General features: G+C 44.8%; 21 protein-coding genes. 17 read left to right on the top strand and 4 right to left on the bottom strand.

Annotation, left to right across the window (positions count from 1 at the left end):
• The first annotated feature begins 360 nt into the window (after positions 1–360).
• From CWM22_11885 to CWM22_11860, 6 genes are all read left to right on the top strand, one after another.
• Positions 361–1,653: an adenylosuccinate synthase gene (locus CWM22_11885; protein AUC92542.1), complete on the top strand. Its 1,293-nt coding sequence runs from the start codon at positions 361–363 to the stop codon at positions 1,651–1,653.
• 111 nt (positions 1,654–1,764) lie between these two features.
• Positions 1,765–2,088, top strand: coding sequence for a preprotein translocase subunit YajC (gene yajC, locus CWM22_11880; protein AUC92541.1), 324 nt, complete (start codon positions 1,765–1,767; stop codon positions 2,086–2,088).
• Positions 2,089–2,201: 113 nt separating this feature from the next.
• A complete protein-coding gene (locus tag CWM22_11875; GenBank protein ID AUC92540.1) occupies positions 2,202–2,957 on the top strand; it encodes an isoprenyl transferase in 756 nt (251 codons plus the stop codon).
• Positions 2,958–2,966: 9 nt separating this feature from the next.
• Positions 2,967–3,773: a CDP-archaeol synthase gene (locus CWM22_11870; GenBank protein AUC92539.1), complete on the top strand. Its 807-nt coding sequence runs from the start codon at positions 2,967–2,969 to the stop codon at positions 3,771–3,773.
• A gap of 9 nt (positions 3,774–3,782) precedes the next feature.
• Positions 3,783–5,042: an RIP metalloprotease RseP gene (gene rseP / locus CWM22_11865; GenBank protein ID AUC92538.1), complete on the top strand. Its 1,260-nt coding sequence runs from the start codon at positions 3,783–3,785 to the stop codon at positions 5,040–5,042.
• Between the two features lie 398 nt (positions 5,043–5,440).
• On the top strand, positions 5,441–7,291 hold the full coding sequence (locus CWM22_11860) for a proline--tRNA ligase (GenBank protein ID AUC92901.1): 1,851 nt from the start codon (positions 5,441–5,443) through the stop codon (positions 7,289–7,291).
• Positions 7,292–7,339: 48 nt separating this feature from the next.
• On the opposite strand, the gene CWM22_11855 is transcribed toward CWM22_11860, so the two are convergent.
• Genes CWM22_11855 through CWM22_11845 form a run of 3 tightly spaced genes read right to left on the bottom strand, consistent with a single transcriptional unit; the run spans position 7,340 to position 9,286 of the window.
• A complete protein-coding gene (locus tag CWM22_11855; GenBank protein ID AUC92537.1) occupies positions 7,340–7,714 on the bottom strand; it encodes a PTS-dependent dihydroxyacetone kinase phosphotransferase subunit DhaM in 375 nt (124 codons plus the stop codon).
• Positions 7,711–8,259, bottom strand: a complete 549-nt coding sequence (gene dhaL, locus CWM22_11850; GenBank protein ID AUC92536.1) for a dihydroxyacetone kinase subunit L — start codon at positions 8,257–8,259, stop codon at positions 7,711–7,713. Before dhaL ends, CWM22_11855 begins: the two co-directional genes overlap by 4 nt.
• Before the next feature lie 37 nt (positions 8,260–8,296).
• Positions 8,297–9,286, bottom strand: a complete 990-nt coding sequence (locus CWM22_11845; protein AUC92535.1) for a dihydroxyacetone kinase subunit DhaK — start codon at positions 9,284–9,286, stop codon at positions 8,297–8,299.
• 144 nt (positions 9,287–9,430) lie between these two features.
• Between CWM22_11845 and CWM22_11840 the strand changes: the two genes are divergently transcribed.
• From CWM22_11840 to CWM22_11790, 11 genes are all read left to right on the top strand, one after another.
• Complete coding sequence (locus CWM22_11840; protein ID AUC92534.1) at positions 9,431–9,976, top strand: dihydroxyacetone kinase transcriptional activator DhaS; 546 nt, start codon at positions 9,431–9,433, stop codon at positions 9,974–9,976.
• A 10-nt stretch (positions 9,977–9,986) separates the two neighbouring features.
• Positions 9,987–10,976, top strand: a complete 990-nt coding sequence (dhaK2, locus tag CWM22_11835; GenBank protein AUC92533.1) for a DhaKLM operon coactivator DhaQ — start codon at positions 9,987–9,989, stop codon at positions 10,974–10,976.
• 116 nt (positions 10,977–11,092) lie between these two features.
• Complete coding sequence (polC, locus tag CWM22_11830) at positions 11,093–15,484, top strand: PolC-type DNA polymerase III (GenBank protein AUC92532.1); 4,392 nt, start codon at positions 11,093–11,095, stop codon at positions 15,482–15,484.
• Between the two features lie 143 nt (positions 15,485–15,627).
• Entirely contained in the window at positions 15,628–16,230 is a 603-nt protein-coding gene (locus CWM22_11825; GenBank protein AUC92531.1) for a nitroreductase, read from the top strand.
• A 626-nt stretch (positions 16,231–16,856) separates the two neighbouring features.
• Positions 16,857–18,098, top strand: a complete 1,242-nt coding sequence (locus CWM22_11820; protein ID AUC92530.1) for an aminopeptidase — start codon at positions 16,857–16,859, stop codon at positions 18,096–18,098.
• Between the two features lie 58 nt (positions 18,099–18,156).
• Complete coding sequence (locus CWM22_11815) at positions 18,157–18,390, top strand: GlsB/YeaQ/YmgE family stress response membrane protein (protein ID AUC92529.1); 234 nt, start codon at positions 18,157–18,159, stop codon at positions 18,388–18,390.
• 549 nt (positions 18,391–18,939) lie between these two features.
• A complete protein-coding gene (locus CWM22_11810; protein AUC92528.1) occupies positions 18,940–20,502 on the top strand; it encodes a 2-isopropylmalate synthase in 1,563 nt (520 codons plus the stop codon).
• Between the two features lie 8 nt (positions 20,503–20,510).
• Complete coding sequence (leuB, locus tag CWM22_11805; protein AUC92527.1) at positions 20,511–21,563, top strand: 3-isopropylmalate dehydrogenase; 1,053 nt, start codon at positions 20,511–20,513, stop codon at positions 21,561–21,563.
• Positions 21,560–22,951 (top strand): 3-isopropylmalate dehydratase large subunit, encoded by a 1,392-nt coding sequence (gene leuC / locus CWM22_11800; GenBank protein ID AUC92526.1) that lies wholly within the window; start codon positions 21,560–21,562, stop codon positions 22,949–22,951. Before leuB ends, leuC begins: the two co-directional genes overlap by 4 nt.
• A complete protein-coding gene (leuD, locus tag CWM22_11795; protein AUC92525.1) occupies positions 22,951–23,544 on the top strand; it encodes a 3-isopropylmalate dehydratase small subunit in 594 nt (197 codons plus the stop codon). The genes leuC and leuD overlap by 1 nt, the downstream gene beginning before the upstream one ends.
• A 62-nt stretch (positions 23,545–23,606) precedes the next feature.
• Positions 23,607–24,392: a translation factor (SUA5) gene (locus CWM22_11790; protein AUC92524.1), complete on the top strand. Its 786-nt coding sequence runs from the start codon at positions 23,607–23,609 to the stop codon at positions 24,390–24,392.
• A 65-nt stretch (positions 24,393–24,457) separates the two neighbouring features.
• Here CWM22_11790 and CWM22_11785 read toward each other — a convergent pair whose 3' ends face one another.
• Positions 24,458–25,318 carry a DNA-binding protein gene (locus CWM22_11785; protein AUC92523.1) on the bottom strand — a complete coding sequence of 287 codons (861 nt, stop codon included), beginning with the start codon at positions 25,316–25,318 and terminating at the stop codon, positions 24,458–24,460.
• Positions 25,319–25,752 lie beyond the last annotated feature (434 nt).

The raw sequence follows: 25,752 nt of genomic DNA, 5'->3' as shown, positions 1-25,752 counted from the left end.
CAATCCGTCCAATTTCTGATAGTGTCTTATACCAATTTTATCTAGTTTGTAAAACAAATACAAATTTCTGCTACGTTTTGAAAGAAAAAATGAAGTTGGTAAGAGGACAGGATTGGGAGGCTTCGGAAATTCCTGTCAAAAACAATTTTAAAAATGTTCAAGATAAGCGTTTGTTCGTATTTTGAGATTGAAAATAATGCAACAAGAAACAACATCCGATATAAACGAAAATATTGGAAATTCTTGAAAAAACGTTCGTTTTTTGATAGAATAGATTGTAAAACGAAACTTGCAGGTGAGATTCCTGCCAGAAGTAGAAGAAAGGCTGGACTGGTCAGCCAGTTCAGAGAAAGAGTGAATATGACATCAGTAGTTGTTGTAGGAACCCAATGGGGCGACGAAGGTAAGGGTAAAATTACAGACTTCTTGTCTGCTAATGCTGAAGTAATCGCGCGCTATCAAGGTGGAGATAATGCAGGACATACTATCGTTATCGACGGCACCAAGTATAAGTTGCACTTGATTCCGTCTGGAATTTTCTTCCCAGAAAAGATTTCGGTTATCGGAAATGGTGTAGTTGTCAATCCAAAATCCTTGGTTAAGGAAATCAACTACCTCCACGATTCAGGTGTGACGACAGATAATTTGCGTATTTCAGACCGCGCACATGTCATCTTGCCATATCACATCAAATTGGACCAGTTGCAGGAAGAATCCAAAGGTGAGAACAAGATTGGTACAACCAACAAGGGTATCGGTCCAGCTTACATGGACAAGGCTGCACGTGTTGGTATCCGTATTGCAGACCTCTTGGACAAGGAGATTTTTGCAGAGCGTTTGAAAACAAACTTGGCTGAGAAAAACCGTTTGTTTGAGAAAATGTATGAGTCAACGCCAATCGAGTTTGATGAAATTTTTGAAGAATACTACGCTTACGGTCAAGAAATTAAAAAATATGTAACAGATACATCTGTTATCTTGAACGATGCCCTCGACCAAGGCAAACGTGTCTTGTTTGAAGGGGCGCAAGGGGTTATGTTGGATATTGACCAAGGTACCTATCCGTTCGTTACTTCTTCAAACCCAGTTGCTGGTGGTGTGACCATCGGTAGTGGTGTCGGACCAAGCAAGATTGACAAGGTAGTTGGTGTATGTAAGGCCTACACTAGCCGTGTTGGTGACGGACCATTCCCAACTGAATTGCACGATGAAATCGGAGACCGTATCCGTGAAATCGGTAAAGAATACGGTACGACAACTGGCCGTCCACGCCGTGTCGGTTGGTTTGACTCAGTGGTGATGCGCCATAGCCGCCGTGTGTCAGGTATTACCAACTTGTCCCTCAACTCGATTGACGTCTTGTCAGGTCTTGAGACCTTGAAAATCTGCGTGGCTTATGACTTGGATGGTGAGCGGATTGACCACTACCCAGCAAGCTTGGAACAACTCAAACGCTGCAAACCAATTTACGAAGAAATGCCAGGTTGGTCTGAAGACATCACAGGTGTACGTAGCCTGGATGAACTACCAGAAGCAGCCCGTAACTATGTCCGTCGTATCAGCGAATTGGTAGGCGTTCGTATCTCAACCTTCTCAGTAGGTCCTGGTCGTGAACAGACCAACATCCTTGAGAGTGTATGGAGCTCAAAATAAGATGGATAAAGGCTGAACGAGAGTTCGGTCTTTTTCTGTTTGGTCGAACTTTGCTTTCTTGTCCAGAATTTGATATAATCATGCTTATCAAACAATAAAAGAGGTAAACAAATGGAAGGTTTATTTTTGCCGCTTGTCATGGTTGCCATGATTGGTTTTATGTTCTATTCGCAACGTAAACAACAAAAACAACGTCAAGAAGCACTAAATCAAATCAAAAAAGGTGATGAAATTGTGACCATTGGTGGGCTATTTGGTATTGTCGATGAAATCGATGATAAAAAGGTTGTTCTCGATGTTGATGGTGTTTACTTGACATTTGAACGTGGTGCTATTCGTAATCGTGTAGCAAGTTCAGGTACTACATCTGCAGTTGTTGAAGAAGTGGCAGTTGAAACGACAGAAGCAACTCCAGAAGCTGCAATTGAAGAATAAGGATGAAAAACCGAGGGAAACCTTGGTTTTCTCTTGTTTTAGCCCTGCCTGATTTTTGCTATCCTAGGTAAAAATATGGTATAATGAAACGATTATACAATAAGGAAAATACCATGTTTAAATTTAATTTTAAAAAGAAAGAAAGCATTGAAACAGCAATTGAAGTCCCTAAGCATATCGCTGTGATTATGGATGGCAATGGCCGTTGGGCGAAAAAGCGGATGCAGCCACGTATTATGGGGCATAAGGCTGGTATGGATGCACTTCAAAAGGTTACCAAGACGGCTTCTGATTTGGGAGTAAAGGTGTTAACTGTCTATGCCTTTTCTACAGAAAACTGGTCTCGACCGGAAAAAGAAGTGAAGTTTATCATGAATCTACCTGTGGAGTTTTATGATAAGTATGTTCCTGAACTCCATGCCAATAATGTTAAAATTCAGATGATTGGTGACCATTCAAAACTTCCTGTCCCGACTCTCAATGCGCTTTATAAAGCCGAACAAAAGACAAAGAGTAACACTGGTTTGATTCTCAATTTCGCTCTTAACTATGGCGGTCGTGATGAGGTGACTCGCGCAGTCAAGGCTATTGCGCAAGATGTCTTGGATGCCAAGTTCAATCCTGGAGATATTGATGAGAAATTAATAGCGGATTACCTCTATACAGGAACCTTATCACCAACGTTACGCGATCCCGATCTAGTTATTCGTACAAGTGGTGAACTTCGTCTTAGCAACTTCCTGCCGTGGCAAACAGCCTACAGCGAGCTGTACTTTACAGATATTGCGTGGCCTGATTTTGATGGAGAAGCACTTAAATTAGCGATTAAAGAATACAACCGTCGCCACAGACGTTTTGGCGGTGTATAAGGAGAAGGTATGACAAACGATTTACAGAAACGAGTGATATTTGGCGGCATTGCTCTAGCTATTTTCATTCCCTTTTTGTTGGCTGGTGGGATGGCATTTCAATTTTTTGTAGGCCTGTTAGCCATCATTGCTACGGCTGAATTGATTAAAATGCATCGCCTAGCACCAAATTCTATCGAGGGTGTCTTAGCTATGTTGGCCAGTTTAGTCTTGGCTCTTCCGCTCCAGAATTATCTGACATTTTTACCGACGGATGGAAATTACACAGCCTACGCCATTGTAGTATTTTTACTGCTTGGTTCGACGGTTTTTAATATCGGTCATTACAACTATTCAGATGTGGTCTTTCCAATTGCATCAAGTTTCTATGTTGGTATCGGCTTTCATAGTTTGATACTGGCTCGTATGGCTGGGCTCAATAAAGTCTTCTTTGCCCTCTGTTTAGTCTGGGCAACAGACATTGGTGCCTACTTAATCGGTCGTCAGATTGGTCGGAGAAAATTATTGCCGAAGGTTTCACCGAATAAAACGGTTGAAGGCTTTGTAGGCGGTATTCTTTCTGCGGTGGTAGTTGCTATCATTTTCTTGATTGTCGATAAGTCCTTGTTGGCGGGCTATTCATTTGGCATGATGTTGTTGTTAGTTGTGATTTTCTCGATATTCTCACAATTCGGAGACTTAGTAGAAAGTGCTATTAAACGCCATTTTGGTGTGAAGGATTCTGGAAAAATTATTCCAGGACACGGTGGTATCCTGGATCGTTTTGACGGTATGATTTTTGTCTTTCCAATCATGCACTTCTTTGGATTATTTTAAGGAGGTACTATGAAGGGAATTTTAGCATTTATATTTATATTTGGTGTGATTGTGGTTGTCCATGAATTTGGTCATTTCTACTTTGCCAAGAAAGCTGGTATCCTTGTGAGGGAATTTGCGATTGGGATGGGTCCCAAAATTTTCGCTCATACGGGTAAGGATGGGACGCTTTACACCATCCGTATTCTTCCTCTAGGTGGCTATGTTCGAATGGCTGGATGGGGTGAAGATAAGACAGAGATTAAGACAGGTAGTCCTGCCAGCCTCAGCTTGAATGAATCTGGTGTTGTGACGCGGATTAATTTGTCTGGTAAGCAACTGGATAGTCTCAGTTTGCCAATGAATGTAACCAGTTTTGACTTTGAAGAAAAATTGGAAATCACAGGCTTGGTCTTGGAAGAAAGCAAGACCTATAAGGTTGATCACGATGCCACGATTGTAGAGGAAGATGGGACAGAAGTTCGGATTGCTCCACTTGATGTTCAGTATCAAAATGCGACAGTCTGGGGACGGTTGATGACCAACTTTGCGGGACCCATGAATAATTTTATTCTAGGGATTCTAGTATTTATTATTTTGTTCTTCATGCAAGGCGGGGTTGCCAACCCATCAAGCAATGCAGTAAGTATTACTGAAGGTGGTGCTTTGCAGGCTGCAGGTGTTGTCACAGGGGACAAGATTCTTTCGGTCAATGGGAACGCGACAGACAGCTACACAGAAGTTGCAACGATTATTAGCAAAGCAGCGACAGATGCAACAACAGCCCCAAGCTTTGATTTGGTTGTTGAGCATGATGGGAAAAACCGTCATGTCTCCGTTACTGCTGAACAAGTAGATGGGGCCTATCGAATTGGTATCTCACCGATTTTGAAAACTGGTTTCGTTGATAAAATTGTCGGCGGTTTCCAAGAAGCGGGAGCGACAGCTCTTAGGGTTGTGACAGCTTTGAAGAATCTTATTGCAAACTTTGATGTTAAGCAGTTGGGGGGACCGGTTGCTATTTATAAAGTAAGTTCTCAAGCGGCTGAATTTGGTTTGGTTTCTGTATTGGGGCTAATGGCTGCGCTCTCCATTAACCTTGGAATCTTCAATTTGATTCCAATTCCAGCCTTGGATGGTGGTAAGATTGTTATGAATATTCTGGAAGCCATTCGCAGAAAACCACTCAAACCAGAGACGGAATCTTATATCACTCTAGCAGGTGTAGCCGTTATGGTGGTTCTTATGATAGTAGTCACTTGGAATGATATTATAAGAGTCTTCTTCTAAGATAATTTGAAATTTATGAAAGGAATTGAATGCGTGCTAAACGCAGGATGTTCTGAAAACTACGAAAGGAATTGAACACGGGCTGAAACCTGTGTCTTCCTGTCAAACAAATGATGAAAGGAACTGAATGCGTGCTAAATGCAGGATGTTCTGAAAACTACGAAAGGAATTGAACACGGGCTGAAACCTGTGTCTTCCTGTCAAACAAATGATGAAAGGAACTGAATGCGTGCTAAATGCAGGATGTTCTGAAAACTAAGAAAAAGAAAGGAACAGAGAGTTTTCATATTTGAACTCGAGCGAAAAGCTCGGAATTTAGATAAACGACTTCTGAAATCAGGATTTCAGGTCGTTTCCTAAAATTCAGTCGCTTTTTGGTCGCTCTCTGTATCATCAACATGAAACAGTCTAAAATGATTATCCCTACTTTGCGGGAGATGCCTTCGGATGCGTCGGTGATTAGCCACGCTTTGATGTTACGTGCGGGTTATGTCCGTCAGATTTCTGCTGGTATTTACAGCTACTTGCCATTGGCTAACCGTGTGATTGAAAAAGCAAAAAATATCATGCGTGAGGAGTTTGATAAGATTGATGCTATTGAATTTTTGGCTCCAGCTCTCTTGTCAGCGGACATTTGGCGTGAGTCAGGTCGTTACGAAACATATGGCGACGATCTTTACAAGCTCAAAAACCGCGAAGGTTCTGACTTTATCTTGGGACCAACTCACGAAGAAACGGTGACTCTTTTGGCGCGTGATGCGGTCCAGTCTTACAAACAGTTGCCGCTCAACATCTACCAAATCCAATCTAAGTATCGTGATGAAAAACGCCCTCGTAACGGTCTTCTCCGTGGTCGCGAGTTCATCATGAAAGATGGTTACAGCTTCCATGCTAGTTATGAGAGCTTGGACCAGACCTATGATGACTACAAGGCGGCTTACGAGGCAATCTTCACTCGTGCAGGCTTGGAGTTCAAAGCTATCATCGGTGACGGTGGTGCCATGGGCGGTAAGGACAGCCAGGAGTTTATGGCTATTACACCAGACCGTACTGACCTGGACCGTTGGGTTGTCTTGGACAAGTCGGTTGCTTCTTTTGAAGAAATCCCAGAGGACGTTCTTGAAGCAATCAAGGAAGAACTCTTGGCATGGTCTGTGTCTGGTGAAGATACCATCGCCTACTCTAGCGAATCAGGCTACGCTGCAAACCTAGAAATGGCGACTAGCGAATACAAACCAAGTACAGCAGTTGTTGTCGAAGAAGACTTGGTTAAAGTAGCGACGCCAGATGCCAAAACCATCGACGAAGTTGCTGCCTTCTTGAATGTTGCGGAAGAGCAAACCATCAAAACCATGCTCTTTATGGCAGACGGTGAGCCAGTTGTTGCCCTCCTTGTTGGCAATGACCAAGTGAACGATGTCAAATTGAAAAACCACCTCGGAGCAGATTTCTTTGATGCTGCTAGCCCAGCGGATGCTGAAAACATCTTCGGTGCAGGTTTTGGTTCCCTTGGACCAGTCGGCTTGCCAGAAAACATCAAGATTATTGCAGACCGCAAGGTGCAAGATGTGAAAAATGCTGTTGTCGGTGCCAACGAAGACGGTTTCCACTACACAGGTGCCAATGCGGGACGTGATTTCCAAGTGACTGAGTATGTGGATATTCGTGAAGTCAAGGAAGGCGAACCTTCTCCAGATGGACACGGGGTTCTCAACTTTGCCCGTGGTATCGAGATTGGTCACATCTTCAAACTCGGTACACGCTATTCAGACAGCATGAATGCCAACATCTTGGATGAGAATGGTCGTTCTATGCCGATTATCATGGGATGCTACGGAATCGGTGTTAGCCGCCTCTTGTCAGCCGTTCTTGAGCAACACGCTCGCCTCTTTGTTAACAAGACACCAAAAGGTGAATACCGTTACGCCTGGGGAATCAACTTCCCTAAAGAATTGGCTCCGTTTGATGTGCATTTGATTCCAGTCAATGTTAAGGACGAAGAAGCTATGGCCTTGACTCAGTCTATCGAAGCAAGTTTGGTTGGTGCAGGCTATGAAGTATTAACTGACGACCGTAATGAGCGTATCGGCGTTAAGTTTTCTGACAGTGACTTGATTGGCTTGCCAATCCGTGTGACTGTTGGTAAAAAAGCAGCTGATGGCATCGTCGAAGTGAAAATCAAGGGCACAGGTGATACTGTAGAAGTTCATGTGGACCAACTCCTTGAAACTCTTAATATTTTGAATTAGTAATTACAAAAAGCCGAAGTTTTTATACCTCGGCTTTTAAATTTGTATTTATTTTTTGATTTCAAGCTCTTGTAATTGTTCAAGAATAGTCTCCAAGTCAGCTCCAGCCTGTAAGAGAGCTGCGGCAGTATAGCAACCTTCGACGACTGGTACGGTTTGGATTAGAATTTGTTTGTCTGTAAAATCGGCAGCAAGTTCCATGTTCATTCGGGCGCTACCTAAGTCGAAAAAGGCAAGGAGGGTATCAGCAGGGGTTGCCTCAATTCGCTCTTGTACGATTTCAAAGCTAGTACCGATGCTACCATCTTCTAGTCCGCCACAGTAGGTGATGGGAATATCTTTTGCGACTTCAGATACTAGGTCGATGATTCCCTGGGCCAAATTTTTTGAATGGGATACGAGTAAGATACCAACCTTTGTCATAGTCCTGCCTCCAACATTGCTTCAAAGAGAAGTCCAGATGAGAAAGAGCCTGGATCAATGTGTCCAATAGACCTTTCTCCAACATAGGACGCGCGTCCCTTGGTCGCAACAATATCCTTTGTCCCTTGAACGGCTTTATGGATAATTTCCGTTGTCAGCTGGCTTTCTCTTAGGGCAGCAATGACGGGAATCCACACGTCTACCATGGTTTTCTCGCCCAATTCAGCCTTGCCGCGTTTTTGGATCATCTCCAAACCTGCTTGAAGCGTGTCTGCCAAATCAGCACCAGCTTGACTGGCTTTAGTAATACCCATAAAGGCAGAGCCGTAGAGAGGACCGGAAGCACCGCCAACCTTGCTGAGAAGTTGCATGGCAACCACCTTAAAGACTTGGTCAGCACTCTCGTAGTCTTTTTCAGATAGCTCCTGCATGACGGCAGCCATTCCGCGCGCCATGTTGCCCCCGTGATCTCCATCTCCGATTGGAGAATCGAGTTCGCTCAAATAATCTTTGTTTTCTTGAATTTTTTTGTTGAATGTCTCCATCCAGAGCAATGCTTATTTTGCATCCATAGTCTTTCTCCTACCAAGCTACCACTTCAACAGGGGCCTGCAAAGCGTCAATCCAGCTTGGGTCTTCTAGTTTGATTAAGGTCAATGACAGTCCAGCCATATCAATTGATGTCATGTAGTTACCGATTTTCTTGTAGTCAACGACCACACCTTTTTTAGCCAGCAATTGAGCAACGTCGTTGGCAAAGACATATTGTTCCATGAGAGGGGTTGCGCCGAGACCGTTGATAAGGACACCATAGTGCCCGCCATCTTGAATATCAAAGCCTTCTGCCAATTTCTCAACCAATTCTTCAGCCAATTTAGCAGATGGTTGGAGTTTTTCTTTCTTATAGCCAGGTTCACCATGGATACCGACACCGTATTCAAATTCATCCTCTTCAAGGACGAAGCCTGGTTTGCCCACTTCTGGTACCGTAGCACCTGATAGGGCTAAGCCGATAGTCTTGATTTGTGGGACGAGACGGTCAGCCAGTTCCTTGATTTCTGCTAGGGATTTGCCAGTTTCTGCAGCGTGACCGAGAATCTTGTGGACAAGGATGGTACCAGCTACACCACGACGGCCTTGGGTATAGAGACTATTTTCCACAGCGATGTCATCGTCCACGATGACACTGGCCACTTCGATGCCCTCCATTTCCGCCAATTCTTGTGCCATCTCAAAGTTCATGATGTCGCCAGAGTAGTTTTTGATGACCATAAAGACGCCAGCTCCCTCGTCAGCAGCCTTGATGGCTTCCAAGATTTGGTCTGGTGTTGGTGAGGTAAATACTGCGCCACATACAGCGGCGGACAACATGCCCTTGCCGACAAAGCCTGCATGAGAAGGTTCGTGACCAGAGCCCCCTCCTGAGATGATGCCGACTTTACCAGTTTTTTCAGCCTTGCGGATAATCACATCAAATCCATCGATACGATCGACAAGACCTTGGTGCATAAAGACAAGTCCTTTTAACATTTCATCAACGACATGTTCGGGTTGATTGATAATTTTTTTCATGAGAAAACTCCTTTGTTTTGTTTGCGTTTTCATTTTACATTGTCCAAAAGAAAAAAGGAAGGGACAGATTGTCCAAAGTGTCCCTTTTGTTCCAAAGAAAAGCATGATAGGGTATAATGGAGAGGAAGCGAAAGGAAGTGACATATGCCAACCTCGTTGATTACAAAGAAAAGGATTGCAAAGGCTTTTAAAAAACAGCTATCCCAAAAATCCTTTGATAAAATCTCAGTTGTCGACATCATGCAGGAAGCAGGGATTCGTCGTCAAACCTTTTACAACCATTTTTTAGACAAGTATGAGTCGCTGGACTGGATATTTGAGACAGAATTGCAGGAGCAGGTAACTGACAATCTGACCTATATTAGTGGAATCAAGCTTCTGGATGAGCTCTTGTACTACATCGAGAGTAACCAATCTTTCTATAGGCAACTCTTTGAGATTAAGGGGCAAAATGATTTTGTCAGCTATTTAGAAGGCTACTTTATGGTTTTGATGGAGAAAATTATCAACGAGTACCAGCTCCAGGAGGGTAAAATGATTTCCCAACAGGATAAGCATTTTTTGATTCTCTATCATGCTAATGCTTGGATTGGACTGATAAAGGAAGGACTGATGCAGTCGCCTTGTCAGATTCACGGTTATTGGAAGCAAATGGTGGCTCTTGTTCGCGAGTCGTTTTTGATTTTGTAGGAGTTAATGTATGGTGTTTATTAGAAATAGACAGGCAACAATTATTGAAGATTATTTGGATGGTTTCTGTCGAACCAATCCTAAAGTGAAGAAAGTGAAGGGGCTTCCGATTGTGCTTCAGAAAGTGCAGGATGACCATTTAGTTCCAATTATTTCAGGAGGTGGTTCGGGGCACGAACCGGCACATATTGGATTTGTCGGAAAGGGTATGTTGACTGCTGCAGTATATGGTGAAATATTTACGCCCCCAACCGCTGAAGAAGTCTTGGTAGCCATTCGTGCAGTAGATAAGGGCAAGGGAGTTTTTCTGATTGTAAAAAACTTTGAGGCAGACCTTGTCTCTTTTAGAAAAGCTATCGAATTGGCTCGGCAGGAGGGGATTGCAGTCAAGTACATCGTATCCCATGACGATATTTCGGTCGATACTAAGAATAATTTCCGTATGCGGCATAGGGGGCTTGCAGGGACCATTCTACTTCATAAGATATTAGGAGCTGCTGCCCTTACTGGCTATAGCTTAGATGAATTGGAACAGCTGGGACTGTCTCTGGCAACAGAGATTGCGACCATCGGTTTTGCAACCAAGTCGGCCTATTTGCCCAATGCTGCCCTGCCTTTGTTTGATTTGGAGGAGGGACAAATATCTTACGGCATCGGTATCCATGGAGAAGAAGGCTATCGGACCGTTCGTTTTGAATCCTCTGAGCAGTTAGCCAACGAAATTGTGAACAAATTAAAATTAAAATTCCGTTGGAAGGAGGGCGAGGAGTATATTCTTTTGGTCAATAATCTTGGTTCTATGTCGGAGATTGAGCAAGGAATCTTTTTGAATGACATTTGCCAATTTCTAGAGCTAGAAGGTTTACAGCTTTCCTATATTAAAATAGGTAAATTTATGACCAGTCTTGATATGGGAGGAATTTCTGTCACCCTCTGTCGTGTCAAGGATCGAAAATGGCTGGACTTTTTAGAAGCACCGACAGAAGCTGCGGCTTGGTAAGTTAAGTATCAAATGATGAACCTCTTTTGGAATGCCGAAGAGGTTTTTTCTCTCTCCCAAGAAATTTTCCTCTATTTATGGTAAAATGTTTCTAACGAACTACAAAGGAAATAAGTATGTCAGATAAGTTTCAACTCTTGCTACAACAAATCGGAATGCCTCTTGATGCACAACAATCAGGGGCTTTTTCGACTGCAACGATTGAGAAAGTAGTCTTGCACAAGGTCAGCAAACTTTGGGAATTTACCTTCCGTTTTGAAACCCCCTTGCCGCTCATGGACTATCAACTCTTCAAGGCTCGTTTGGCGACGGAGTTTGAAAAGGTGGGCAATAAGATTCAATTTTCTATTGTCAGCGATGCGGAGGCTTTTGAAGCTGGTTTGGTAGAAGCATATTATCCAGAAGCTTTTACGGAAGATTTGTGCCAGAGTGCAGGCTTCAAGGCTCTTTTTCAGCCATTAGAGGTGGCTTATAGAGATGGTGTTTTGTGGATAAAAGGTCCTGAAACCATTGATACGATTCATTTTCGGAAGAATCACCTGCCAAACCTTGTGGAACAATACAAGCGATTTGGTTTTGGCAATCTTGCGGTGGACATTGAAGTTTGCCAGGAGATGACGCAGCAGCAGGCTGCGGCTTTCCATGCGCAAAATGAAGAAATTTACCAGCAGGCTAATGAAGAAAACTTGGCGGCCCTTGAACAACTGGCTCAAATGGCGCCACCACCAGAGGCAGCTCAGCCATTTGTCCCAGAATATAAGAAAAATCGTCCTGCCAAGGTCAATATCGAAAAGGCTGAGATTACGCCTATGATTGAGGTGGATAGCGAAGAGAATCGGATTGTCTTTGAGGGATTGGTCTTTGAGGTCGAGCAGAAGACGACCAAGACGGGGCGGGTCATTATCAACTTTAAGATGACCGACTATACTTCGTCCTTCACCTTGCAGAAGTGGGCTAAGAATGAGGAAGAGGCCCAGAAGTTTGATATGGTCAAAAAGGGCAACTGGTTGCGGGTACGTGGAAATGTGGAAACCAATAATTTCACTCGTGATTTGACTATGAACGTACAGGAAGTCCAAGAGGTCAAGAAGGAAATCCGCAAAGATCTCATGCCTGAAGGTGAGAAGCGGGTTGAGTTTCATGCCCATACCAACATGTCTACCATGGATGCCCTGCCTGCCGTTGAGGACTTGGTGGCACGTGCGGCGGCTTGGGGACACAAGGCGGTAGCGATTACCGACCACGGCAATGTCCAGTCCTTCCCTCATGGCTATCATGCTGCCCGTAAAGCTGGGATTAAGCCCCTCTTCGGGATGGAGGCTAATATTGTCGAGGACTCTGTGCCCATTGCTTACAACGAAGCAGATGTAGTCCTGTCTGATGCGACCTATGTGGTCTTTGACGTGGAAACGACCGGTCTGTCTGCGGTCAATAATGCCCTGATTCAGATTGCGGCGTCTAAGATGCACAAGGGCAATATCATTGCAGAATTTGATGAGTTTATCGATCCGGGTCATCCGCTCAGTCAATTTACAACAGATCTGACAGGAATCACAGATGAGCATGTGCGTGGTTCTAAACCTCTAGAACAAGTCCTGCGTGAGTTTCAAGATTTCTGTCAAGATTCCGTCATGGTTGCCCACAACGCGACCTTTGACGTTGGCTTTATGAATGTCAACTATGAACGAGCAGGCTTACCTATTATTAGCCAGCCTGTCATTGATACCTTGGAATTTGCTCGTAACCTTTACCCCGACTTTAAGCGTCATGGTTTAGGTCCTCTCACCAAGCGGTTTGGTGTTGCTCTTGAACACCACCACATGGCCAACTACGATGCGGAGGCGACAGGGCGCCTGCTCTTCATCTTCCTAAAAGATGCCTTGGAGAAGCACAATTTGACCAATCTCAACCAGCTAAACACGGAGCTGATTGCGGAGGATTCCTATAAGAAGGCTCGTGTCAAGCATGCCACGCTCTATGTGATTAATCAGGTTGGTTTGAAAAATATGTTCAAACTGGTTTCTCTTTCCAATACCAAGTATTTTGAGGGAGTTCCACGTATTCCACGGACCGTTCTCAATGCCCATCGTGAGGGTTTAATATTGGGAACAGCCTGTCAAGAGGGCGAGGTCTTCGATGACTTGCTCTCCAAAGGGATAGATGAAGCGGTTAAAACGGCAGCCTATTATAATTTTATCGAAGTTATGCCACCTGCCCTCTATGCTCCCATGATTGCCAAGGAGCAGTTTAAGGACATGGCAGAGATTGAAGAGACTATCAAGCAGTTGATTGAGGTAGGACGTAGGGCAGGTCTGCCTGTTCTGGCGACTGGAAATGTCCACTACATTGACCCAGAAGAAGAGATTTACCGGGAAATCATTGTTCGTGCTCTAGGTCAAGGGGCACCGATTAACTGGACCATTGGAAATGGTGAGAACGCTCAGCCAGCACCACTGCCAAAAGCCCACTTTAGAACGACCAGCGAGATGTTGGACGAGTTTGCCTTCTTGGGCGAAAGCCTGGCGCGTGAGATTGTCATTACCAATCCCAATGCCATGCTGGACCGGTTTGAAGATGTTCAGGTGGTTAAGACCGACCTCTATACGCCTTATATTGAGAAGGCCGAGGAAACGGTTGCGGAATTGACCTATCAGAAAGCCTTTGAAATTTATGGTAATCCTCTTCCAGATATTATCGACCTGCGGATTGAGAAGGAATTGACGTCCATTCTGGGTAATGGATTCGCCGTGATTTATCTGGCGTCGCAGATGTTGGTGCACCGTTCCAATGAGCGGGGCTACCTGGTGGGTTCACGGGGGTCTGTAGGCTCCAGTTTCGTTGCGACCATGATTGGGATTACCGAAGTAAACCCTATGCCTCCTCACTATGTCTGTCCAAATTGTCAACACAGTGAATTTATCACAGATGGTTCCTATGGTTCCGGTTTTGACCTACCAGACAAGGATTGTGAAGAATGTGGCACCAAGTATAAAAAAGATGGTCAGGACATTCCCTTTGAAACCTTCCTTGGTTTCGATGGAGACAAGGTTCCCGATATTGACTTGAACTTCTCAGGGGATGACCAACCGTCTGCCCATTTGGATGTTCGGGATATTTTCGGTGAAGAAAATGCCTTCCGTGCAGGAACGGTAGGTACGGTAGCTGCTAAGACTGCCTATGGTTTTGTCCGAGGCTATGAGCGGGATTATGGCAAATTCTACCGTGATGTAGAAGTAGAACGCCTGGCTGCTGGTGCGGCTGGTGTCAAACGGACGACTGGTCAGCACCCAGGGGGAATTATCGTATTCCCTGACTACATGGATGTCTATGACTTTACACCTGTTCAGTATCCTGCCGATGATGTGACAGCCAGCTGGCAGACCACCCACTTTAACTTCCACGATATTGATGAAAACGTCTTGAAGCTCGATGTCCTGGGCCACGATGATCCGACTATGGTTCGGAAATTACAGGACTTATCAGGTATCGATCCGCAGACCATTCCTGCTGATGATAAAGGGGTTATGGCCCTCTTCTCTGGTACGGAAATTCTAGGTGTTACACCAGAACAGATTGGGACGCCGACAGGTATGTTGGGCATTCCTGAATTTGGAACTAACTTTGTACGGGGGATGGTGGAGGAAACCAAGCCGACCACCTTTGCGGAACTCTTGCAGTTGTCTGGTCTATCCCACGGTACAGACGTATGGTTGGGCAATGCCCAGGACTTGATTAAGGCAGGAATTGCCGATCTATCTACGGTTATCGGTTGTCGGGATGATATCATGGTTTATCTCATGCACGCAGGTTTACCACCTAAGATGGCCTTTAACATCATGGAGCGGGTGCGGAAGGGCATGTGGCTCAAGATTTCCGAGGAAGAGCGAAATGGCTACATTCAAGCCATGAAGGATAACAAGGTGCCAGACTGGTACATCGAGTCCTGTGGGAAAATCAAGTACATGTTCCCTAAAGCCCATGCGGCTGCTTACGTTATGATGGCTTTACGGGTAGCCTATTTCAAGGTTCATCACCCAATCTACTATTACTGTGCTTATTTCTCTATTCGTGCCAAGGCCTTTGATTTGGCAACCATGTCAGGTGGCTTGGATCGAGTCAAGGCCAAGATGGAAGAAATTGCTCTCAAGAAGAAGAACAATGAAGCCTCAAACGTTGAGCAAGACCTCTACACTACTTTGGAGTTGGTCAATGAGATGCTGGAACGTGGCTTTAAGTTTGGTAAGTTGGACCTTTACAAGTCCCATGCGACCGATTTCTTGATTGAAGATGATACCCTCATCCCACCATTTGTTGCTATGGATGGCCTTGGGGAGAACGTTGCTAAGCAGGTTGTGGCGGCGCGTGCAGAGGGAGAATTCCTCTCCAAGACAGAGCTCCGTAAACGAGGAGGGCTGTCGGCTACTCTTGTTGAAAAAATGGATGAGATGGGTATTCTCGGTAAAATGCCAGAGGATAATCAGCTCAGTCTCTTTGATGATTTGTTTTAAACTTGTTCACTGTTTCTTTTGGAAGCAGTGAATTTTTTTATAAAAAGAAGTCAAAACTCTTGACTAATGTTTTTGATAGGTATATAATCTCTACATAGTGATAAAAACTACTATGTAGTAACAATAAGAAAAGAGGAAACTATATGTCAAACTTTGCAAAACTTCAAGAAACTCGCCGTTCAATCTACGCACTCGGTAAAGACTTGCCAGTATCAAATGAAGAAGTAGTAGCACTTGTTGAGAAAGCCATGAAAGAATCTCCATCAGCTTTCAACTCACAATCTAGCCGTGCAGTGGTACTTTTTGGTGCGGAGTCAGAAGCTTTCTGGAACGAAATTGCCTACAGCGAATTGGAAAAAGTAACGCCTGCAGAAGCTTTTGAAGCTACAAAAGGTCGCTTGGCTAGCTTTGCAGCTGGTGCTGGTACTATCTTGTTCTTCGAAGACCAAGACGTGGTCAAAGGCTTGCAAGAGAGCTTCCCGCTTTACGCTGAAAACTTCCCAATCTGGTCTGAGCAAGCTCACGGTATCAACTTGTACGCAGTATGGTTGGCTTTCGCTGAGAAAAACATCGGCATGAACGTACAACACTACAACCCATTGGTTGATGCACAAGTTGCTGAAAAATACGGTATCCCAGCTAACTGGAAACTCCGTGCCCAAGCACCATTCGGAAGCATCGCAGCGCCAGCAGCAGACAAAGACTACATGGCGGATGGGGACCGTGTAAAAGTTTTTGGTAACTAGTAAAGTTTACAGTTTGCTTTATTACGTCGTTAACTCGTTTTGGCGTACTTCAGTACAGCCTGCTCTCTTAAAACAAGAGAGGAGCGGGGTTCAACCTTCGGATTGCTGACACGAACTTCGTTCGTTTCATCTCCAACCTTCAACTATCTTCCAGATAGTTGAAGCTAGTCTGATTCCAATTTTCATTGAGTATATATAATTTATTTCAGTTTGCTTTATTACGTCGGCAGATGAGGAAACTTCGTTTCCTTATTTCCAACTTCAACCTCGCTTTTGCGTTTTTAGGCTCAGGCTGACACAGTTCCCCGAACTGTTTCACTCCACTGGATTGTTTGAACTCGCTTTGCCTGATTCTGCAAAAGCGACTTGCTCCGCAAGTTTTATCTCCCACCTTGCACAGTCCATTAACTGTGCAAGCAATCTGGGGGACTGTTTCAAGTCAATGCCTAGAAATAAGAGAGTATTGAGTTATGCATGCGGCTTGTTGACATGAACTCCGTTCGTTTCATCTCCAACCTTCAACTATCTTCCAGAGCTAACTTCCTGCATCAGCAGGAAGTTTTTTTGTCAGCCCAGCTTCAAAATATGATACAATAATCTAGTATTACATTTCAAAGGAGAAAAAGATGGTATTACCAAATTTTAAAGAAAATCTCGCTAAATATGCTAAACTTTTGGTTTCAACAGGTATCAATGTGCAACCAGGTCACACGATTCAATTGACAATTGGAGTAGATCAGGCTGAGTTGGCTCGTTTGATTGTCAAAGAAGCTTATGCTCACGGTGCTAAGGAAGTCTTGGTCAACTGGTTGGACGATGTGATTGCGCGTGAACGTTTGGTCAATGTTGATGTGGAACTCTTGGAACAAGTTCATCCACAACGTGTTACTGAAATGAACTACCTCCTAGAGCGCAAGGCAAGCCGTTTGGTGGTCTTGTCTGAAGATCCAGGAGCTTACGACGGTGTGGATCCAGAGAAATTATCTCGCAACGCTCGTGCACTCAGCCAAGCATTGCAGCCAATGCGTCAAGCAACGCAAGCTAACAAGGTTAGTTGGACACTTGGTGCAGCCTCTGGTTTGGAATGGGCTAAAAAAGTCTTTCCAAATGCAGCGTCTGACGAAGAGGCAGTGGACCTCCTTTGGGATCAAATCTTCAAGACTTGCCGTATCTACGAAGAAGATCCAATCAAGGCTTGGGAAGAGCACGAGGCACGCTTGGTGGCTAAGGCTAAGGTTCTTAACGACGAGCAGTTTGTCAAATTGCACTACACAGCACCAGGAACTGACCTTGTTCTCGGTATGCCGAAAAACCACTTGTGGGAAGCGGCTGGTTCGGTCAATGCCCAAGGTGAACACTTTATTGCCAACATGCCAACAGAAGAGGTCTTCACAGCACCTGACTACCGTGTAGCAGACGGCTATGTAACGTCTACAAAACCACTCAGCTACAATGGTAACATCATCGAAGGTATTAAAGTAACCTTCAAAGATGGTGAAATCGTGGATGTAACAGCTGAAAAAGGCGATGAAGTCATGAAGAAATTGGTCTTTGACAATGCTGGTGCACGTGGTCTCGGTGAAGTTGCCCTTGTGCCAGACAAGAGCCCAATCTCTCAATCAGGCGTGACTTTCTTCAATACTCTCTTTGACGAAAATGCCTCAAACCACTTGGCGATTGGTCAAGCCTATGCCTTCTCTATCGAAGGTGGTACAGAAATGAGCCAGGAAGAGCTCAAAGAAGCTGGTCTCAACCGCTCAGATGTTCACGTGGACTTCATGATTGGTTCAAACAAGATGAACATTGACGGTATCCGTGAAGACGGTACCCGTGTACCAATCTTCCGTGACGGTGAGTGGGCTATCTAATGATATTATATAAGACTGGGCAACCAGTCTTATTTTGTAAGAATAGGAGGAACACAAGATGTTAGCAAGTATTGTCGCAGGTGCCATTATTGGCTTGATTGCAGGTGCTCTTACTTCGTCAGATGACCGTCGTGGTTGTCTGGGGAATATTATTCTTGGACTTGCTGGTTCATGGATTGGGCAGTTGCTCTTTGGTGACTGGGGTCCACAGTTTGCTGGTATGGCCCTGGTACCATCAGTCTTTGGAGCAGTATTACTGGTGGCAATTTTTAGCAGTTCCAGACGGAATTAAAATGAACTGTAAACCAAACTTCTGATGAGGTTTGGTTTTATTTGTGGAGGGATTTGCGTGAATTGCCGCATTGTTCGGATTTTTCAGAAAATTTCAACATTTGTATTGACAAGTGAAAAAAAGTAAGGTATTATTGTAAACAACCAAGAACCTGTATTCACAAGTGAAGTGCTTGTATATAAGAGAAAGTTTTTCGCTAATCAAGGCAGTTTTTTGAGGGAATACTGACGTATTTTGAAAAAAACTAACGATGAGTAGTAGCTGAAATACTAGCCTTAGATGGAAGTGCTGAACTGTGAATACAGGTTCCAGAACACTGAAAGGAAAAGTCAAATGAAACCTGTCACTACAAAATTCTTTGCTTTGTTGTTGCGACGGTCGGGCTAGTGCTGAAAGAATGCATTAGTCCTGTTTGGCTTACCAAGCGGGCGCTGTTGACAACATCTCGCAGGTAGGAGTCCTCGAGGTGTTTTCTTTTTCTTAGTATACTTTGAAAACTAAGATAGAGAACCTAATATTGAAGTTAGGGTTATTTAGAAAGGTATTCTTATGCGTGTGATTGAATTTTTAGATACGACTTTACGAGATGGTGAACAGACGCCGGGTGTGAATTTTTCTATCAAGGAAAAAGTGACCATCGCCAAGCAGTTGGAAAAATGGGGGATTTCTGCCATTGAAGCGGGTTTCCCAGCGGCCAGTCCTGATTCGTTTGAAGCGGTCCGTCAGATTGCGGCAGCGATGACCAAGACGGCTGTGACAGGTTTGGCACGGTCAGTCAAATCAGACATTGATGCTTGTTATGAGGCCCTGAAAGATGCCAAGTATCCGCAGATTCATGTTTTTATTGCGACCAGTCCGATTCACCGTGAATTTAAACTTCAAAAGACCAAAGAAGAAATTTTGGCGCAAATCACAGAACATGTCAGCTATGCCCGTGAGCGTTTTGAGGTGGTGGAGTTCTCGCCAGAGGATGCGACACGGACGGAGTTGGAGTATTTGCTAGAAGTAGTGCAGACAGCGGTAGATGCGGGTGCGACCTACATCAACATTCCAGATACAGTCGGCTTTACGACTCCTCAGCACTACGGAGAAATTTTCCGTTACTTGACAACAAACGTCAAATCGGACCGTGAGATTATTTTCAGTCCGCATTGCCATAATGACCTAGGTATGGCTGTTGCCAATACCCTTTCAGCTATTAAAAACGGTGCAGGTCGTGTCGAGGGGACCATCAACGGTATCGGTGAGCGAGCAGGGAATGCGGCCCTTGAAGAAGTAGCTGTTGCCCTTGAAATTCGGAAAGATTTCTATGATGTGACTAGTTCGATTGTTCTAAAGGAAACCCTCAACACTTCAGAATTGGTCTCTCGCTTCTCTGGGATTGCCATTCCACGCAATAAGGCGGTTGTCGGTGGCAATGCCTTCTCACACGAGTCAGGTATCCATCAAGATGGTGTCTTGAAAAATCCATTGACCTATGAAATCATTACACCTGAGTTGGTAGGGGTCAAGAAAAATTCGCTGCCACTGGGTAAACTATCTGGTCGCCACGCTTTTGTGGAAAAGCTGAAAGAACTAGACCTGTATTTTGAAGAAGGAGACGTTGCTAGCTTGTTTGCTCGTTTCAAAAAACTGGCAGACAAGAAGGAAAAAATTACGGATGCGGATATTCGAGCTCTAGTAGCTGGGACAGAAATTAGCAATCGTGATGGCTTCCAATTTAAAGATTTACGTTTGGATAGTCACTCTGACGGAAGTATTCAGGCTCAGGTCATCTTCATCAATCAGGATGAGGAAGAAGTGGTTGTTGCAGAGTCAGGCAAGGGTTCTGTTGAGGCTGTCTTTAATGCCATTGACCAATTTTTCCACCAAGAGATTAGCTTGGAACGGTATCATATTGACGCCATTACCGATGGAATCGATGCTCAGGCGCGTGTGCTTGTCGCTGTAGAAAACAAGGCAACGGAAACAATCTTTAATGCCTCTGGTATTGACTTTGACGTGGTGAAGGCTTCTGCCATTGCCTATATCCATGCTAATGTCATGGTGCAAAAAGAAAATAGTGGACAGATAGATAAGAAACTATCTGAGAAGGACATGCCACACATCTAGGAGGAAGTATGACGAAAAAAATTGTAGCCTTGGCTGGTGATGGAATCGGTCCTGAAATCATGGAGGCTGGCCTAGCAGTTCTCGAGGCTGTTGCTGGGCAAGTAGGATTTGATTATGAGATTGAGGAGAGAGCTTTTGGTGGTGCTGGGATTGATGCGGCTGGCCATCCTCTACCAGATGCTACCTTGCAAGCCTGCCGTCAGGCGGATGCGATTTTGTTAGCAGCTATCGGTAGCCCTCAATATGATGATGCGGCGGTCCGTCCAGAACAAGGTCTTCTTCAACTTCGGAAGGAATTGGGTCTCTTTGCCAATATCCGTCCGGTGAAAATTTTTGATAGCCTGAAAGACTATTCTCCTCTGAAGGCCGACAGGCTGGATGGTGTGGATTTGGTCATGGTACGGGAGTTGACAGGTGGGATTTATTTTGGAGAGCATATCCTTGAAACTGACCAAGCCAGCGATAGCAATACCTATCAGGTAGAAGAGATTGAACGGGTTGTCCGCTCTGCCTTTGACCTAGCCCAAAAAAGACGAAAAAAAGTCACCAGCATTGATAAACAAAATGTACTGGCGACGTCAAAATTATGGCGGAAGGTGGCGGATGAAGTGGCTAAGGACTACCCAGATGTGACCTTGGAGCACCAGTTGGTGGATAGCGCAGCCATGCTTTTGATTACCAATCCTAGTCGGTTTGATGTCTTGGTGACGGAAAATCTTTTCGGAGATATTTTGTCGGATGAGGCCAGCGTATTAACAGGAACGCTAGGGGTTCTGCCTTCTGCCAGTCACGCGGTGGCAGGTCCTAGTCTCTACGAACCTATCCATGGTTCGGCACCGGATATTGCAGGTCAGGGCATTGCCAACCCTGTCAGCATGATTCTATCTGTTGCCATGATGCTGGAAGAAAGTTTTGATTTGGTCCAAGCAGGTCAGACTATTCGCCAAGCCGTTGAAGCGGTCTTTGCAGAGGGCATTTTCACTAAAGATCTAGGTGGTAGCGTATCTACCAAAGAAATGACAGCGGCTATTATTGAACAGCTTGAAAGGAGGTCACCATGAGTGGCAAATCCATTTTCGATAAGCTCTGGGATCGCCATGTGATTACAGGGCAGGAAGGACAGCCCCAGCTCCTCTATGTTGACCAGCATTATGTTCATGAGGTGACCAGTCCCCAGGCCTTTCAAGGATTGAGGGATACAGGGCGACCTGTTCGGCGCCCAGACTTGACCTTTGCGACTTTTGACCACAATGTCCCAACCGTTGATATTCACAATATCCGTGATGTCATTTCCAAGGCTCAGATGGATGCCTTGGCTAAGAATATAGAAGATTTCGGCATTCCCCACGCAGCCCACGGTTCGGAACATCAGGGGATTGTCCACATGGTTGGACCAGAAACAGGCAGGACACAGCCAGGTAAGTTCATTGTCTGCGGAGATAGCCATACAGCGACTCACGGAGCATTTGGAGCTATCGCTTTTGGGATTGGTACTTCTGAAGTGGAGCACGTTCTCGCTACCCAGACCATTTGGCAGGTTAAACCTAAGCGACTCCTAGTGGAATTTGTCGGTCAGGCGCAAAGAGGCGTCTATGCCAAGGACTTTATCCTGGCTCTGATTGCCCGCTACGGCGTGGATTGTGGTTTGGGTCATGTGGTGGAGTTTGCTGGTCCAGTCATCGACCGACTCAGCATGGAAGAGCGGATGACTATTTGCAATATGTCCATTGAGTTCGGCTCTAAGATGGGCATTATGGCTCCAGACCAGACCACTTTTGACTACCTGCGAGGTCGGGAGTGTGCACCAGCGGACTTCGATGCGGCGGTGGCAGACTGGAAGGAGCTCTACTCGGATGCGGACACCGTCTATGACAAGCATCTAGTCCTTGATGTGTCAGACTTGGCCCCCATGGTCACTTGGGGGACCACACCTGCTATGGGGGTTAGTTTTGACGAAACTTTCCCAGCCATCTGTGACCACAACGACGAGCGGGCCTATGCTTACATGGACTTGGCTCCTGGGCAAAAGGCTGCGGACATTCCCGTTGGCTATGTCTTCCTAGGCTCCTGTACCAATGCTCGCCTCAGCGATTTGCAGCTGGCAGCTAGGATTGTTAAGGGGCGGAAAATAGCAGAGCAGGTCACGGCTATTGTCGTACCAGGCAGTCGCCCTGTCAAGCGAGCTGCAGAAAAGCTTGGGCTAGACAAGATTTTTATGGAGGCTGGTTTTGAGTGGCGGGATCCCGGTTGCTCCATGTGTCTGGGCATGAATCCAGATAAGGTGCCTGCAGGTGTCCACTGTGCCTCCACAAGTAATCGGAACTTTGAAGACCGACAGGGCTTTGGGGCCAAGACCCATTTGTGTAGTCCTGCTATGGCTGCCGCAGCTGCGCTTTATGGACGATTTGTTGACACTAGACAGCTAGACATTCTCAAGGAGGGAGTCTAATGCACCAATTTACCACATGGATAGGGACGACTGTTCCGCTCATGAATGATAATATTGATACCGACCAGCTCTTGCCCAAGCAGTTTCTCAAGCTGATTGACAAAAAGGGCTTTGGCAAGTATTTGCTATATGCTTGGCGGTACTTGGACGATAACTACACGGACAATCCTGATTTCATTCTCAACCAGCCTGACTATCAAGGCGCTAGTATCCTCATATCTGGGGATAACTTCGGAGCAGGTTCTTCTAGGGAACACGCTGCTTGGGCTCTGGCAGATTATGGCTTCAAGGTTATCATTGCAGGCTCCTTTGGAGATATTCATTACAACAATGACTTGAACAATGGCATTCTGCCCATTATCCAGCCCAAAGAAGTCAGGGACCAACTAGCTCAGCTGGCTCCTGACCAAGAAATCACGGTTGACTTGGCAGAACAGTTGATACGGACGCCTTTTGGGGAATTCCCATTTGACATCGAACAAGACTGGAAACACAAGTTGCTCAATGGCTTAGATGATATTGGGATTACCCTTCAGTATCAGGATTTGATTACTGAGTATGAGGGGAATCGCCCAAGCTACTGGCAAGAATAAAATAAAGATTAGAAAACAAGCAGATCGCTCTGCTATGGAACAAAAGAAAAGAGGAAACTATTATGACGAAACAAATTCACTGGGATGGCGCACTTTCACAAGAAGGATTTGACATTATCAAGGGGGAGGGAGGCGTGATTGTCTGCCCGACTAAGGTTGGTTATATTATCATGACTGCCGACAAGGCTGGTTTGGAGCGGAAGTTTGACGCTAAAGAGCGTAAGCGTAATAAGCCGGGTGTGGTGCTCTGTGGGAGCATGGAGGAGCTTCGTGAGTTAGCTCAGTTGACTCCTGAGATTGATGCTTTCTACCAAAAACATTGGGATGAGGACATTTTGTTGGGTTGTATCCTGCCTTGGAAACCAGAGGCTTATGCTAAGTTGCAGGCTTATGGCGATGGTCGTGAAGAGTTGATGACCGACGTTCGTGGTACTTCTTGCTTTGTTATCAAGTTTGGTGTAGCAGGCGAGCAGATTGCTAAGGAAATGTGGGAAAAGGAAGGCCGTATGGTCTACGCTTCTTCTGCCAATCCATCAGGTAAGGGAAATCGTGGCAAGGTAGAAGGTATCGGTGAGCGTATCGCTTCTAAAGTGGACTTGATTATCGAGGCGGATGACTATGTGGCCTCTATCCAGCCAGATAAGACCGTTGAAACCCGCTATGAGCAAGGGGTTATGGTGTCTATGGTAGACAAAGATGGTAAACTGATTCCAGAACAAGGTGCAGATAGCCGTTCTATCAGCCCATGCCCAGTTGTTATCCGCAAAGGGTTGGACATCGACAAAATCATGATGCACTTGTCAGATCATTTCAACTCTTGGGACTACAGACAAGGGGAATATTATTAAGATATAAAGTAGAACGATCCGAAAGGGTCGTTTTTTCGTACTCACATAAAAAACTGACCGAGATTTCAGTCAGTTTGGTGCTGTTTGATAAGAAATTGGAGGTTGTCGACTAGCCTTTTCTCGTCTGTCAGTTCCAAGATTTGTAACCCTTTTTCCACCAGTTCTTGCTTGTTTTGGGCTATACCTAGATAGACATAGGCACGGGCTAGTTGGTCATAGCGTTTTTCCTGCTTGGCTAGGTCCATGAGTTTGGTGGCAAAAAAAGTAGACTTGTTGTACTGTTTTTGCTCCAAGAAAAAATAAGAAAGAGACTGATAGTATGACAGTATGGTGGGCTGGATTCGCTTGTAATCCTTGTATTTTTCCAATCGTTTAAGAAGAAGATTGGCAGTTTCTTCAAGGCTATCAAGGGAAGAAATCTTAGACAGAAGAGTTCCGACCAAGATAATATCGTTATGGTACCAGTTGTCATATCGTTCCAATTCTGACCAGAGGAGCTTAGAAAGGGTTTCAGCTTCTTCGGAAAGTTGATTGAAAGAGGTACTGTTTCGAATTGCCACTACAGTTTCTAAAAGTTGACATTTTCGACGGATAGGACCATCATCTGGTTCTTTGTTCAAGTGGTCCTGGCAACGCTTTATCAAATTCTCCATCATCTTAGTGGTCGGATTTCTGAGATTATCTATATCATAGAGCAATTGTTGGCGTTGGCTGGGCTGGTAGTAGTTACAGAGGTATTCAAACTCCTCGAAGGTCATATCCACCTGCTTGAGCAAGAACCGCATGAGCTCATAGCTAGGAATAGTCTGATTTTTCTCAAAACGAACCAAAGTAGTCCGATTGAGATAATCCCCACAAATCTGCTCCTGACTCAAACGTTTACTTTTCCGAATGCTCTTATACACACTTCCGTAATCCCACCGCATAATCTACTCCTTTCAAAAAACTGTGAAAATATGTAACAAAATAGACAATATTTGTAAAAATAGTATATCATAATGGTATAAAAATATACATCGATTTTTATCGGGTAGAAAGGAAAAACGGAAACGATATTCTTGGTAGGAGTTGAGGTATTCAAGAAAAATCCCATCAGAGAGGAGGAAGGGAAAGATGAAAAAGAAGGTTGTATGTACGACAATTGCTATATTGGTCTTACTTATCTCGGTCATTCGTATTTTTGGTCTGCCAGAAGAAAATCCATTTGAAACCCAGCCGGCCACTCATCTGGTGGGGTAGGGAGCCGTAAAAGTGGCTATATGAGGATGTCAATATTTAGTGTAAGGGTTCGTTTTGATACTATCTCTGAAACATATTTTAAATTGGGGTCTTCTAGCAAATCTACTAAGCATAAACATAT

Origin of the sequence: Streptococcus suis (genome assembly GCA_002831545.1) — a bacterium.
Classification (GTDB): Bacteria; Bacillota; Bacilli; order Lactobacillales; family Streptococcaceae; genus Streptococcus; species Streptococcus suis_P.
The sequence above is the reverse complement of the archived record's forward strand: the minus strand, read 5'-3'. Positions and strand labels throughout refer to the sequence as shown.

Coding starts and splice junctions, on each gene's coding strand:
- CWM22_11885 (AUC92542.1), top strand. CDS start 361: ATGACATCAGTAGTTGTTGTAGGAACCCAATGGGGCGACGAAGGTAAG.
- yajC (AUC92541.1), top strand. CDS start 1,765: ATGGAAGGTTTATTTTTGCCGCTTGTCATGGTTGCCATGATTGGTTTT.
- CWM22_11875 (AUC92540.1), top strand. CDS start 2,202: ATGTTTAAATTTAATTTTAAAAAGAAAGAAAGCATTGAAACAGCAATT.
- CWM22_11870 (AUC92539.1), top strand. CDS start 2,967: ATGACAAACGATTTACAGAAACGAGTGATATTTGGCGGCATTGCTCTA.
- rseP (AUC92538.1), top strand. CDS start 3,783: ATGAAGGGAATTTTAGCATTTATATTTATATTTGGTGTGATTGTGGTT.
- CWM22_11860 (AUC92901.1), top strand. CDS start 5,441: ATGAAACAGTCTAAAATGATTATCCCTACTTTGCGGGAGATGCCTTCG.
- CWM22_11855 (AUC92537.1), bottom strand. CDS start 7,714: ATGACAAAGGTTGGTATCTTACTCGTATCCCATTCAAAAAATTTGGCC.
- dhaL (AUC92536.1), bottom strand. CDS start 8,259: ATGGAGACATTCAACAAAAAAATTCAAGAAAACAAAGATTATTTGAGC.
- CWM22_11845 (AUC92535.1), bottom strand. CDS start 9,286: ATGAAAAAAATTATCAATCAACCCGAACATGTCGTTGATGAAATGTTA.
- CWM22_11840 (AUC92534.1), top strand. CDS start 9,431: ATGCCAACCTCGTTGATTACAAAGAAAAGGATTGCAAAGGCTTTTAAA.
- dhaK2 (AUC92533.1), top strand. CDS start 9,987: ATGGTGTTTATTAGAAATAGACAGGCAACAATTATTGAAGATTATTTG.
- polC (AUC92532.1), top strand. CDS start 11,093: ATGTCAGATAAGTTTCAACTCTTGCTACAACAAATCGGAATGCCTCTT.
- CWM22_11825 (AUC92531.1), top strand. CDS start 15,628: ATGTCAAACTTTGCAAAACTTCAAGAAACTCGCCGTTCAATCTACGCA.
- CWM22_11820 (AUC92530.1), top strand. CDS start 16,857: ATGGTATTACCAAATTTTAAAGAAAATCTCGCTAAATATGCTAAACTT.
- CWM22_11815 (AUC92529.1), top strand. CDS start 18,157: ATGTTAGCAAGTATTGTCGCAGGTGCCATTATTGGCTTGATTGCAGGT.
- CWM22_11810 (AUC92528.1), top strand. CDS start 18,940: ATGCGTGTGATTGAATTTTTAGATACGACTTTACGAGATGGTGAACAG.
- leuB (AUC92527.1), top strand. CDS start 20,511: ATGACGAAAAAAATTGTAGCCTTGGCTGGTGATGGAATCGGTCCTGAA.
- leuC (AUC92526.1), top strand. CDS start 21,560: ATGAGTGGCAAATCCATTTTCGATAAGCTCTGGGATCGCCATGTGATT.
- leuD (AUC92525.1), top strand. CDS start 22,951: ATGCACCAATTTACCACATGGATAGGGACGACTGTTCCGCTCATGAAT.
- CWM22_11790 (AUC92524.1), top strand. CDS start 23,607: ATGACGAAACAAATTCACTGGGATGGCGCACTTTCACAAGAAGGATTT.
- CWM22_11785 (AUC92523.1), bottom strand. CDS start 25,318: ATGCGGTGGGATTACGGAAGTGTGTATAAGAGCATTCGGAAAAGTAAA.